We start from the raw sequence: 12,401 nt of genomic DNA, 5'->3' as shown, positions 1-12,401 counted from the left end.
TACATAATAATGACTTACTGATATTTCATCGTGTCACCCTATTATTTGTATCATTTGAGATTTTGGATAGATTTTATGAAAGGCCAATCGCCTTATAGCCGAATAGAACGCGTGCTTGATTATATTCATCACAATAGTGATAAGACGCTCGGCTTAGATGAGCTTGCTGAAGTGTGCCAGCTTTCTCGCTGGCAATTACAACGTATTTTTCAGCAGCAAACGGGCTTGAATGTGGCGCAGTATGTCCGAGAACTAAAGTTAAGTCTGGCTGCAGATAAAGTAGTGACTACTGATGATCGAATGTTGGATATTGCCTATCAATTTGGCTTTACCTCAGAGGTGAGTTTTAGTCGTTCTTTTAAGCAACTTTTTGGGCTTAGCCCTAGCCAATATCGCAGACGCGGCACCAAAGTCGGCTTGCGCAATGCAATAACTCAACGTGCTGAGCACTTTATTGATAGCACCTCATTACAAACCCGTATTGAACATAGGCCGGGCTTTACCGTTTATGGTGTATCTACTCCTGTGAATGGTTTACTGGCTGAGGCGCCGAATTTTGCGACCATAGTGCCGATTACATGGGCGTCGTTATTCAATCTGATTGACGATGAAGGGGCTTTAACGGCGCAAATGATTGGCGTTGTTGATACCCGATTACCTAAAGACCTGCATTACTGGGCTGCGCTTACGGTCGATATTGAGTTGCCTTTGGCGATTCAGGCGTTAGTCGAGTCGGAGCAATTAACCTGTTTAACAATACCAAGCCAAGAGTATGCAGTGGTGTCTTATCATGGCTTGCTAAGCGGTTTTGGTCAGCTAGTTGAATGGTTAATTTGTGACTGGTTACCTCAATCAGGTTTTGAGGGCGTTGATGGTTTTGATTTAGAGCATTATGGTGCCCTAAGTATCAATACGGATGAACCTTCCCATATGGAGTATTGGCTGCCGATTAAAAGCGTGACTTAATTTACTTCTATTGCCTCTCTCTTTGCATCTTGTAAGTGTGACACTTCTCTCGAAATAACATTTATTTTATAAATTCCTCCCTTCATGCACCAAATTGTTAAATGTATCTAGTTGAAACACTATATCATCCGCGCTTGATAATCATTCTCATTAGTATTCATGTTTACTGACATGGAATTGAACGTTAAAAAGGCAGAGGGCGGTATGGTCTCATCTAACAGTAGTAAGTCATTTAAATTATCCATGGTTGCAGCAGCAATGAGCGCATCTATGGTTTATAGCCAGCAAGTGTTAGCTGAAGAGATTAATGACTTATCGATTGAAATCCCAAAGTTTGAAACCATTACAGTTCTTGGCCAAGCCTATCGAAATACAGCGACTAAAACATCGCTAACGCCGCTTGAAACACCTCAAGGCGTCACTGTAATAGACAGCGAATTACTTGAGCAACGCGGTGTTAAGTCATTAAACCAAGCTCTGCGATATGTGCCAGGCGTGACCACTGAGCAAAAAGGTGGCGCTGTCACCATGTATGACACCTTTAATATTCGTGGTTTTGATGTTAATCAAAGCTACTATGACGGCTTAGTACTGCAGTCACTAACGGGTTGGAACTTACAGCCTCAAATTGACCCTGTAGCGCTTGAGCAAGTTGAAGTGTTTAAAGGACCAACGTCAGTACTTTACGGTTCAATGCCACCAGGTGGCATGGTCAACATGATTGCTAAAACCCCACAAGATGCACGCAGCACAGAAGTGAATGTGGCGGCAGGTTCTGATAATTTAATCGAAGCCTCTATTGATACCACTGGCCAAATTGGTGACAGTGATTTTTCTTATCGAGTGATTGCCTTAGCGCGCAGCAAAGATGGTCAAGTTGATCATACCGAAGAAGAACGTTTTGTGTTCGCACCTTCGATTGATTGGAACGTGTCGGACAGTACCTACGTAAACTTCAATCTGTACTACCAGAACGATCCATCAATGGGAATGAACTCATCATTGCCGTCATCAGGCATGATTTATGACAATCCAAACGGCAGCACTAGCTCATCGACTTTCGCTGGCGACAAAAACTGGTCTGAGTTTGAGCGTGAGTTTGTATTAGCGGGTTATAAAATCAATCATGATTTCAACGATAACTGGTCGTTTTTGCAAAACTTCCGCTATATGGATGCGACGTTAACGCAAAAGAATACTTACCATTTAGGTGATAACTTTGATCCTGAAACAGGCATCCTAGATCGTAACATTTACAGTACTGAAGAAAGCTCAACAGGTTTCACCATTGATAACCAATTATCAGGTTTAGTTTATACCGGTGATGTTGAGCATAACTTGTTGTTCGGTCTTGATTACCAAAAACTTGATGGTGTTTCGGCTTATTCAGAATATGGGATGACCAGCCAGTTTGGTACGTTCAATATCTTTAATCCGAATAACGACATGATCAACCCGTCAGAATTAAACTCGACTTATGATGCGACGGATGACGTTAAAGTTGAGCAAACGGGTTTGTATTTCCAAAACCAAATGCGCTACGACAATCTAATTATGATTTTGGGTGGCCGCTACGATGACTACAGCTCATCGAGTGAATATTCAGATGATTATGCTGATACAAACTCAGCTGCTGATCATCAAGAGTTTTCATACCGCGTTGGCGCAATGTATGAGTTTGAAAATGGGATTTCGCCATTTGTTAGCTATGCCACCAGTTTTGAGCCAGTTGCGGGGACTAAAACCGATGGTTCGACATACAAACCAGAAATGGGCGAGCAGTTTGAGTTCGGCTTGAAGTATGGCTCAGCAGATCAAAGCAAAACAGCGGCCTTGTCGTTCTTTAACATTGTGAAAAGTGATGCCTTAATGGCGAACCCTGATGATCCTTGGGGCGATAAACTGCAAATCGGTGAGATTGAATCTCGCGGCGCTGAATTCGAAGGCCAGTGGTTTGTTAATGACAATGTCGATGTCGCGGTTAATTACACCTATATCGATATGGAAATTACCAAAGACAGCGGCAACGGTTTGCAAGGTACTCAACCTATTTATGTACCGAAACATGCAGCATCATTGTGGACTAACTACCACATTGATGATGGTGCGCTAGCGGGTATGCGCATTGGCGGTGGTGTGCGTTATGTGGGCGAAATGCAAATGGACGCGATGAACACAGACCAAGTTGAATCATACACCTTAGTGGATTTATCAGTAGGTTATGATCTTGGCGAGTTCAGCAGCAGTTTATTAGGTGCTAGCGTTAATTTAGTTGCTAATAACCTATTCAACGAAGAGTACTACACCTGTTATGACTCAGTGAATTGTTGGTACGGCGCAGAACGTAACGTTGAATTAAACTTCAAATATAACTTCTAATTGCGTTTACGATAGCCATAAATACGGGGCGAAAGCCTCGTTTTATGGTTTTACTTATTTATGAAAGCTATTAGTAATAAAAGCTATTAGTAATGAATGCAAACTGACCAATGTAATAAGTGGCGATGCAATGAGTTTATCTGTTTTTAACGATATTTATCAGCAATGTGAACAAATCTCTCCTTACCTTAAAGGGGAGATTTTGGTTTCTGACGCTCCCGATTCATCACTGATTTCATCTCAGCAATCGAACTTACAAAACATTCGTTCTCTGCATCAAAGTATTAGGCAGCAATCGCCTGAAGCGGGCCAAGCTTATTGGCTGACTCGCAGCTGGGACTTACTGACTTGGCAGCCGCTGTATGTTGCTATTACAGCGATTTATCATTGCCAAGCCCTACCTGATTTATGCAATATGTCCCAGCGTCATCAAGACGGTGTAGTGGCAGGTTTTTGCTTTTCGTGCACTGACTGCAGCACGGGCGAGTACCATCAGTTGGTGAGCGCAGCGGGTCAGCAATTACTGACTATCTTTGAGCATTTTCGCCAAGAATTAGATCAATCAGTCCGTTGTCGGCCTCGATTTGTAGAGCATTTAATTGCAGATGCCTTATTGAATCGTCTACTCTTGTTGCAACAGACTAACCCTGAGTTTTCAACCTATTTTATCCGTCAGCAGGCGGCATTATGGTTAAATGCGTTGTCATTGCCAGACGAACATCTTAAGAAAATTCAGCTATCACCTATAACCAACCAATTAGTATTTACTCGTTCAAGTTGCTGCTCGGTGTATAAAACCGTCACTGGCCAGAAATGCGCTAATTGTCCCAAGCTAAAACAGAAGAGTGTTTAATGTACCAACTGAACGACGTCAAAGTTATCCGCGATCAACGTACCATTCTTGATATCGAGCAACTCAATATTGACCCTCATGCACTGACTGTGGTGCTTGGGCATAATGGCTCGGGTAAGTCGACACTGGTTAACTTACTTGCCAATCAATTTCAGCCTGAGCAAGGTAAAATCACCTTGGCAGATAAAACGTTAAGTAAATACAGCGCGAAAGACTTAGCTCGTACTGTGGCATATTTGCCACAAAAACTGCCTGAGGTGGCAGGTCTCAACGTGGCTGAACTAGTGCGTTTAGGGCGTTTTCCTTGGCGCGGTACTTTAGGGCGCTGGCGCGATGAAGACCAAGCGATTATTGAGCAAGCAATGGCAGAAACCGGCGTTTCTGATTTTAAAGATACTTTAGCGGATCAGTTATCAGGTGGTGAGCGTCAACGTACCTGGGTGGCGATGTTACTGGCGCAGCAAGCCAAATTGATGATTCTAGATGAACCCACCTCTGCGCTTGATATTCAGCATCAGTACCAGTTAATGGAATTACTCAGCCGTCTTAATAAAGAGACAGGGGTTGGCGTGATTGTGATTTTGCATGACTTGAACCTTGCACTGCGCTTTGCTACCCAAATTATTGCACTAAAGAAAGGCAAAATCGCTTTTCAAGGTGATACCGATATTTTGTTAGATGAAACCTTACTCAGTGATTTATACGCGACACCAGTGACATTAGTTGATCACCCAAGCAAGCCGCATAAGGTGGCGATTGTATGCTAAGAGTCGTGGTTTTATTGTGCTTAACCGCTGTGCTGATGATGCCACATAAAGGCTTTACGGATCAGCTCCGTAGTACTAACTCAATAATTGAGATTAAAGATAGCAATGGTATTCAGCAGTTTGCCAGCATTCCCACTCGAGTTGCCGCGTTGAATTGGGATGTTGCTGAGCAAGTACTTGAATTAGGCGTAACGCCCATCGCAATGCCTGATGTCGCTGGGTACAAAGAGTGGGTAATGAACCCAGCAGTGCCTGATGAGGTGATGGATGTGGGCACTCGCGTTGAACCGAACTTTCAGCGTTTGGCTGCGCTGAAACCTGATGTGATTATTATCGCTTCACCACAATTAGATTTATTGCCACGACTTGAACAAATCGCGCCAGTGTTATTTTTTCAAACCTACAGTGAACACCATGATAATGCCCAAGCTGCATTAGATAACTTTTTGAGCATTGCCAAGCTATTAGGCAAAGAGTCTGAGGCGCAAACGAGAATTGCTCAAATGCATGCTGTGATAGCCGAGCAAAAAAAGCAATTGCTGAGTGCCTATAACGGCACATTGCCGAAGGTCAGTACGTTTCGTTTTGCCAGTATGACTTCGGTATATTTATACGGTGATAACTCGACAGCGCAATACGCACTTAAATTATTAGGCATTGAACCCGCATTAAAAGTTGAAGCCACTCAATGGGGCCTTAAACAGCAGCGTTTAAAATCACTGCGTTATATTGGTGATGGTGTCGCGTTGTATTTTGAGCCATTTGCCCAAGAAACTGAACTTAGCCAGAGCGTGATGTGGAATGCCATGCCATTTGTGCGTCATAACAAGATGAACAGTATTGCCCCTGCATGGAACTACGGAGGGGCGATTTCAATTGAATATATGGCACAAGCCCTGACTAAAAGCTTATTAGCTATTGCCCCCAATTCATTTAATACAGCGCCAATGGCCATCGACGCAGAGTTAATGAGCTCTGATAAATCAGCGATTGAAGGAGAGCTTTAATGAGTCAGCCTTTAATTAATCGATATGCATTAACCTTTATTGGCTTGGTTCTCGCAGTGCTGGTGTCGGCTCAAATTGATACCCAAATTCAAGTTTCCAAGCAGCTCAGTTTATTGATGCATTTTGCTGACAGACAAGCATTGGCAGATAATTTTGATGCCATCATGTTTGTAGAGTCTCAACTACCTCGTATTGTCATGGCGATTATGGTCGGCGCGATGCTGGGGTTAGTGGGCAGTTTAATGCAGCAATTGACCCAAAACCCGCTGGTGTCACCGATGACCTTAGGTACCGCCTCTGGCGCCTGGCTTGCGTTAGTGATTATGAATGTGTGGTTTCCAACGCTGGTGGGCGATTATGCCTCTGTAGCGGCGTTAATTGGCGCCATGCTGACCCTTGGCTTAGTGATATTGATTGCAGGTGTGCGTAACCTTGCAGGCTTACCTGTGGTACTAGCGGGTATGGCAGTTAATATTCTATTGGGCGCAATAGCAACAGCGATCATTTTGCTGAATGATCAATATGCTAAAAACCTATTCATATGGGGCGCGGGCGATTTAGCACAAAATGGCTGGCAGCAAGTGCAATGGTTACTCCCTAAGTTGTCAGCTGCAATATTGATTTTCTTATTTGCGCCAAGAGTACTGGCTTTATTGCGCATGGGCCAAGCGAGTGCTTCAGCTCGTGGATTAAACATTATTCCGGCGATTCTCGGTTTATTTGCCATTGGCTTATGGTTAGTCGCTGCTAGCATTACCACTGTGGGCGTCATTAGTTTTATTGGCTTGTTGGCGCCTAATATTGCCCGTCAACTTGGGGCAAGAACCCCTAAAGATGAACTGTTTTATAGCATGTTGTTAGGCAGCGTTATCTTAGTGATTACCGACGCTTTAGCAGTGGGGTTAAGTGTACTCACATTTGATCTGGTTCCTTCTGGTACCGCCGCAGCCTTGATTGGTGCGCCAGCATTAATTTGGTTCACCCGCCGTAAGCTATCGGCGCAAGATCAATTGTCATTTTCAATGCCGAAAAGTCATTATGCAATGAGCCAACCTAAGTTATTGGGCTTATTGTTTGTCTTGGTGGCCCTTGGACTATTTACGACCTTGTTTAATCAAGTCACTCATGGTCAAGGCGTGACAAACGGACAAGAAGTCAGCTGGATATGGGCAATCCCTGATGCCTTTGGCTGGCAAATTCAATGGCCAAGATTGATAACATCAGCTGCTGCTGGTGCAGGGCTTGCGGTAGCAGGGGTGTTATTACAGCGTTTGATCTATAACCCGCTTGCCAGCCCAGATATTTTAGGTATTTCTGCGGGGGCAACGCTGGCATTGGTTGGCGGGGCGATTTTTATTGGGTTAAACATCTTTAGCACCGCACCTGTGATTGCCTTTTTAGGCAGTATGTCGGTGCTAGGGGTATTGCTTGTACTGGGTAAGCGTCACCAGTACGCGCCTTCAATGCTGATTTTAATTGGTATTGCGCTGACTGCATTGATTGAAGCCATAGTGCAGTTTGCCTTAGCTAAGGGTGATGAAACCTCCTACATTATTTTAAGTTGGCTTGCGGGCTCAACCTACCGAGTCACGCCGTCATCGGCAGTAATGCTAGCCGCGATTGTAATTGGTTTAATTGGCTTTGCATTAGTCACATGTCGTTGGCTGACGCTGATTTCAACAGGGCGTGAGTTTGCTAAAGCGCGTGGTTTAAATGTGCCGCGGGCGTTTGTGTTATTGCTGTGTTGTGTGGCTTTATTGTGTGCTGCGGTTACGGCAACCATGGGACCGGTTTCTTTCATTGGATTGTTAGCGCCGCACATGGCGGTGATTTTGGGCGCGAAAAAAGTGGAGATGCAATTGCCCACGGCGGCAATACTAGGCGCGAGTTTGATGGTGTTTTCTGATTGGCTAGGGCAAAACTTAGTCTATCCATCGCAAATTGCAGCGGGCACTATCGTGTCGATAGTTGGTGGCATTTACTTTATTTTATTGCTGCTTAAAGGCAGGCGCTCGATGAGTTAGCTTTGATGAATTAATAAAGAGCTCACTGCAATCATTATAAGTGAGCCCTTTTGTCTTTCAGATCAAGTTTGTTGTGGTTGAGAGCAGCAACAATCGCGACTTAGCTGCTAAGATGGATAAAATACGATGCTTAATACGCTTTGTTTTATCTACACTTATCAGTATAGGAATTAATTTATGTCATCCACCACCAAGCAATTAGCCCTTTTTCTTGATGTGGTTCAGCAAGGTTCTTTTACAAAAGCTGCCACCTTGCATGATATGGATAATTCGCTACTGTCGAAGCAGATTAAAAAGCTTGAAACTGAGCTTGGGGTGCAACTGCTCAACCGTTCTACACGTTCTTTTTCGCTGACTTCTGCAGGGGAAGAGATTTTAGAACAAACTCAGAATTTGATGGAAACCTTAACCCAAATTCAAAATATTGCTGACTCCTATCAGTCAGAACCCAAAGGCATTATTCGTATTACTTCAGGGATTTACTTCGGGCAGGAATATCTACAGCCTGTGGTTACCGCGTTTATGAAGCGCTACCCTGATGTAAAAGTCACCCTTAATTTAGATGACAAACTCACCGATATTATTACTGATCACTTCGACCTGGCGTTTAGGGTCGGTAAGCTGACCGAGTCTAATTTAATAGCCAAGAAAATCGCTAAAACCCATTTTGCGATAGTGGCTTCAGAAGCCTTTATCGCTGAACATGGCATGCCGACAACTCCTGAGGAGCTAGTGCAATTACCGGCCGTGGTTTACAGCAATGGCAATGTCAGTTTAGATCAAATGCGTTTAACTGAATTCCCCCATGGTGAGCAATACAAAAATTACCAAATGCGCGGTAATTATCATATCAGTGATGTACGTTCACTAATGAGTGCAGTGCAATCGGGTATTGGCTATGCCATGGTGGATTTATTTAATTTAGATCAACCTATTGCAGAGACTAAATTGGTGCCACTGCTAACCGATTATGGTTTATCCACCATGGATACGGGGATTTATGCGGTGTACCCGCATCGAAAGCAAACCTTGTTAGTCAGTGAGTTTATTAAAGCGGTACAAGAATACATCGGCACACCACCGTTCTGGTTAGATCACCTGCCTGATTATAAGCACCTGTATAAATAGTATTGAGGTTTTGATGTTGCCAAACATTAATGAGTGAAGCTGAAATTAGGGGATAAGTGAGTTAGCTGTCTAAGCATTTCTGGAAAGGAACAATGTAGAAGATTTAGATAGTTTAAGGCTAAGAGTAACCATAGTCTCTTGTTAGGCATTTCCAGCATTGTAACGCCTAAGGAAAAACTTATTAAATTTATGACTTACAGAAAATACACTAGAGGCAATTATCAAAAAATCTATACCTAAGATAACTCCAATCGCGAGCATGAGTTCTTTTGATGAAAGCCCTTCATCTAATCCATACAAAGACAAGCAGCGAATAAGCCCCATCCAAAGAACCATATAAATTGCGAGGCGAATCTTCTCCCCTTTCTCAAAATACCGTTTGAATGATTTAGAAAAGTGCCGACATATAAAAATCGTTGCCAGGTAGACTGTGACTACCGAACCAGCAATGCCTACTTCTACATTTGGCGCTAGGTTTAGAGTCAAAAAGGCTAGTGCAAACCAAACTACTGGTAGAGCGAGAGAATACAAGAACAGATTTGGTAACTTCCTATCCATGGGGAAAATTCCTAAATGCTTAACGCCCTGCTAAGGGGCTAAAATAGCGAGGAACGAAGCGCTGCCAACTGTTAGCAGTCCGTTTTAAGTAGCTGACACTCTTGACTTTATAGAGTCAAAACTTTCAACGCTAGTGTTAATTTTACCACCTAAATATATTATAATTTCTCTTGCTCCTGAACCGGCAGCAAGCTCCCGTAGTACGCGGTCTTCTATAGAAGTTAAACCACCTTCAACTTTCTCAAGTTGGTGCATAATGATTCTTGGTGCTGGACGAATTCTAGACTTATGGATTTGATAGATTCCATGTTGAAGAATTTTCTCAGCAAGCATAAAGTCTGCAACAAATGATCTAGTGTGCTTAAAAGGGTTAATTATTGTGATATTGGTAGCAGTTTCCCGTTTTGCTTCTGTTCCTATAGCCTTAACAATTTCACCTTTTTTGGTTTTCTCTACAGCAATATATGGCTCTTCTTCAAACTTTATATCTGACGAAAAAACCTTAATCGAAATTTTACTTTCACTTAACTCAACAAGTAAATCATTCGAGAAAAGACTTCTAAGATATGTGAACAATACTCTCGGCCTCCGAGCCACTTAACGCCCATATTAACGGGCTAAAAATTGTGGGCTAAACTTGAGCGAAGCGAAAAGAGCCCGCTGTTTTTAGTCCTGTTGAATTACTTGTTGAACGAAGCCGCTCTGCGGCAGAAAAGATAAAAACTCACCTTTATTCTCTCATCTTAAATACTTACTAGACCCTGCCTACCTTGGCAACTTTCTAGGAGTATTACGATGAACACACACGAGCAACAACGCTTTGATTTTCTTTATGAACAACATCTTACCAACTTAACCCTGCAAGGCAAGCGGCCTGCAACTGTCGATGCTTACAGTCGCGCCGTTAGGCGCATTAGTGCTTATTTCGATGCTTGCCCTGATAACCTTTCAACGAATGACTTAAAGCGCTACTTTGCCAGTTTGATTGATTCACATTCGTGGAGCACCGTGAAGCTCGACCGTAATGGCTTACAGTTTTTCTACCGACACGTGCTTAATCAACAGTGGGAGTGGCTTAATATTGTTAAGCCGCCGCAAGTCCATAGACTGCCTGATGTTCTCACCCCTGTTGAAATCTCTAGCGTTATTAGCCTTACTCATAAGCTGCGATATCAAGTGTGTTTTCTCACCTTGTACAGTTTGGGGTTACGTCTCGGTGAAGCGATTTCACTGCAGGTTGGTGATATCGATTCACAGATTATGCAGGTACATATTCGTAACGCTAAAGGCGGTAAAGATAGGTTAGTTCCGCTGCCGAAACCGACCTTATTAGCACTGCGATATTACTGGCAAACTCATCGCCACCCTCGACTGATTTTTCCAGGCAAAGATAGCCAGCCTGATTCATTGATAGATAAAGGCGGCATTCAGAAAGCTTTAAAACGGGTTATCCGTGAGTGTAATATTCACAAATCCATCAGCCCACATAATTTACGCCACAGCTACGCCACTCATTTGTTAGAACAAGGGCTAGATTTGCGCTCAGTGCAAACTCTGCTCGGTCACAACAGCCTTAATACCACCGCCCGCTATACCCGCCTCACCACTATCACTCGCAAAAATACCGCCCTATCTGTCAACCAACTGACTGATAATTTGGTGCTCAAATGGGAGTGCGATTTATGATGTTCATTGAACTTTTACGCGACCACCTTGATGACTTTAATCAGACTTATGATGGTCAAATGACATCATCCATGCGCCAAGCCATTTACGCCATGCTTAATTGTCGCAGTAATACTGAGCGAACCAGCCATTGGGCATGCCGAAGCTGCACGCATACTGCTGATTTTCCGCTATCATGTGGTCATCGCAGTTGCCCGCAATGTCAGCACAACACCACGACAGACTGGCTCAACAAACAGCAAGCTAAACTCCTGCCCGTAGAATATTACATGGTGACGTTCACCTTGCCTTATGAACTACGAAGCGTCACTAAACACCAACCTGAAATGATGTATCAAGCCATGTTCTCAGTGGCCGCCAGCGTGCTAAAAGACTTTGCTAAAAATTCAAAGAAACTCGGTGGTGAGATTGGTTTTACTGGCGTGCTGCATACCCATAACCGAAGGCGTGACTTGCACCCGCACATTCACTTCATCATTCCGGCAGGCAGTTTTGATAAGCACAAAAAGCAGTGGACAAAGAATAAGGGTAAATACCTGTTCAACGCCTTTAATCTGGCCAAAGTGTGGCGAGCACGATTGCTAGCGCAACTAACCGATAAGCTCAACATCAAGATACCAACCTCAATCCCCAAAAAGTGGGTGGTTGACTGTCAACACGTTGGCAAAGGGCTGCCTGCACTAAAGTACCTGTCGCGATACCTTTATCGCGGCGTAGTACCCGATAAAAATATCGTCAGCAATATCGATGACCAAGTGAGCTTCGAGTATCAAAATAACCAAACCCAAGCCACTGAAATACGTACTTTACCCACTGTCGAATTTCTATGGTTGGTACTGCAACATGTGCTGCCGAAAGGCTTACGGCGAGTGAGAGATTATGGATTACTCAGAGGAAGTGCTGCCAGGCTACGGCAAAGAATACGCTTTATGTTAGCCGTTGCTGGTACCGTGTTTACGCCGCTCGAAAACACCACTAAAACTCAAGCCATACGACCTTGCCCTTGTTGCCGACAACCGATGATATTTATGGG

Annotated in this window: 11 protein-coding genes; 9 read left to right on the top strand and 2 right to left on the bottom strand. The window is 43.6% G+C overall.

The annotated features are described in order from the left end of the window. The first annotated feature begins 75 nt into the window (after positions 1 to 75). The 7 genes from LMH66_RS14635 (at position 76) to LMH66_RS14605 (ending at position 9,124) form a co-directional block, all read left to right on the top strand. The gene (locus LMH66_RS14635) at positions 76 to 966 is read left to right on the top strand and encodes an AraC family transcriptional regulator (RefSeq protein ID WP_229370866.1); all 891 of its coding nucleotides are present in this window, start codon (positions 76 to 78) and stop codon (positions 964 to 966) included. Positions 967 to 1,137: 171 nt separating this feature from the next. Next, positions 1,138 to 3,345 carry a TonB-dependent siderophore receptor gene (locus LMH66_RS14630; protein ID WP_229370865.1) on the top strand — a complete coding sequence of 736 codons (2,208 nt, stop codon included), beginning with the start codon at positions 1,138 to 1,140 and terminating at the stop codon, positions 3,343 to 3,345. A 130-nt stretch (positions 3,346 to 3,475) separates the two neighbouring features. Further along, positions 3,476 to 4,198: a siderophore ferric iron reductase gene (locus LMH66_RS14625; RefSeq protein ID WP_229370863.1), complete on the top strand. Its 723-nt coding sequence runs from the start codon at positions 3,476 to 3,478 to the stop codon at positions 4,196 to 4,198. Then, on the top strand, positions 4,198 to 4,965 hold the full coding sequence (locus tag LMH66_RS14620) for an ABC transporter ATP-binding protein (protein WP_229370862.1): 768 nt from the start codon (positions 4,198 to 4,200) through the stop codon (positions 4,963 to 4,965). The genes LMH66_RS14625 and LMH66_RS14620 overlap by 1 nt, the downstream gene beginning before the upstream one ends. Continuing rightward, on the top strand, positions 4,959 to 5,972 hold the full coding sequence (locus tag LMH66_RS14615) for an iron-siderophore ABC transporter substrate-binding protein (protein ID WP_229370861.1): 1,014 nt from the start codon (positions 4,959 to 4,961) through the stop codon (positions 5,970 to 5,972). The genes LMH66_RS14620 and LMH66_RS14615 overlap by 7 nt, the downstream gene beginning before the upstream one ends. Next, a complete protein-coding gene (fhuB, locus tag LMH66_RS14610; protein ID WP_229370860.1) occupies positions 5,972 to 7,996 on the top strand; it encodes a Fe(3+)-hydroxamate ABC transporter permease FhuB in 2,025 nt (674 codons plus the stop codon). The genes LMH66_RS14615 and fhuB overlap by 1 nt, the downstream gene beginning before the upstream one ends. A 177-nt stretch (positions 7,997 to 8,173) precedes the next feature. Beyond that, entirely contained in the window at positions 8,174 to 9,124 is a 951-nt protein-coding gene (locus LMH66_RS14605) for a LysR family transcriptional regulator (RefSeq protein ID WP_229370859.1), read from the top strand. A 141-nt stretch (positions 9,125 to 9,265) separates the two neighbouring features. On the opposite strand, the gene LMH66_RS14600 is transcribed toward LMH66_RS14605, so the two are convergent. Next, entirely contained in the window at positions 9,266 to 9,682 is a 417-nt protein-coding gene (locus LMH66_RS14600; protein ID WP_229370857.1) for a hypothetical protein, read from the bottom strand. An 84-nt stretch (positions 9,683 to 9,766) separates the two neighbouring features. Further along, complete coding sequence (locus LMH66_RS14595; protein ID WP_229370856.1) at positions 9,767 to 10,258, bottom strand: rod shape-determining protein; 492 nt, start codon at positions 10,256 to 10,258, stop codon at positions 9,767 to 9,769. Positions 10,259 to 10,477: 219 nt separating this feature from the next. Here LMH66_RS14595 and LMH66_RS14590 point away from each other — a divergent pair, with 219 nt between their 5' ends. Both LMH66_RS14590 and LMH66_RS14585 read left to right on the top strand, forming a co-directional pair. Further along, complete coding sequence (locus LMH66_RS14590) at positions 10,478 to 11,368, top strand: tyrosine-type recombinase/integrase (protein WP_229370855.1); 891 nt, start codon at positions 10,478 to 10,480, stop codon at positions 11,366 to 11,368. Continuing rightward, on the top strand, positions 11,365 to 12,401 hold a 1,037-nt coding region (locus LMH66_RS14585; protein WP_229370854.1), incomplete at its 3' end, for an IS91 family transposase. The genes LMH66_RS14590 and LMH66_RS14585, both read left to right, overlap by 4 nt.

Origin of the sequence: Shewanella sp. 10N.7 (genome assembly GCF_020806285.1) — a bacterium.
Classification (GTDB): Bacteria; Pseudomonadota; Gammaproteobacteria; order Enterobacterales; family Shewanellaceae; genus Shewanella; species Shewanella electrodiphila.
The sequence above is the reverse complement of the archived record's forward strand: the minus strand, read 5'-3'. Positions and strand labels throughout refer to the sequence as shown.

Excerpts from the sequence above, each read along its gene's own strand:
- LMH66_RS14635 (WP_229370866.1), top strand. The coding sequence starts at position 76 with ATGAAAGGCCAATCGCCTTATAGCCGAATAGAACGCGTGCTTGATTAT.
- LMH66_RS14630 (WP_229370865.1), top strand. The coding sequence starts at position 1,138 with ATGGAATTGAACGTTAAAAAGGCAGAGGGCGGTATGGTCTCATCTAAC.
- LMH66_RS14625 (WP_229370863.1), top strand. The coding sequence starts at position 3,476 with ATGAGTTTATCTGTTTTTAACGATATTTATCAGCAATGTGAACAAATC.
- LMH66_RS14620 (WP_229370862.1), top strand. The coding sequence starts at position 4,198 with ATGTACCAACTGAACGACGTCAAAGTTATCCGCGATCAACGTACCATT.
- LMH66_RS14615 (WP_229370861.1), top strand. The coding sequence starts at position 4,959 with ATGCTAAGAGTCGTGGTTTTATTGTGCTTAACCGCTGTGCTGATGATG.
- fhuB (WP_229370860.1), top strand. The coding sequence starts at position 5,972 with ATGAGTCAGCCTTTAATTAATCGATATGCATTAACCTTTATTGGCTTG.
- LMH66_RS14605 (WP_229370859.1), top strand. The coding sequence starts at position 8,174 with ATGTCATCCACCACCAAGCAATTAGCCCTTTTTCTTGATGTGGTTCAG.
- LMH66_RS14600 (WP_229370857.1), bottom strand. The coding sequence starts at position 9,682 with ATGGATAGGAAGTTACCAAATCTGTTCTTGTATTCTCTCGCTCTACCA.
- LMH66_RS14590 (WP_229370855.1), top strand. The coding sequence starts at position 10,478 with ATGAACACACACGAGCAACAACGCTTTGATTTTCTTTATGAACAACAT.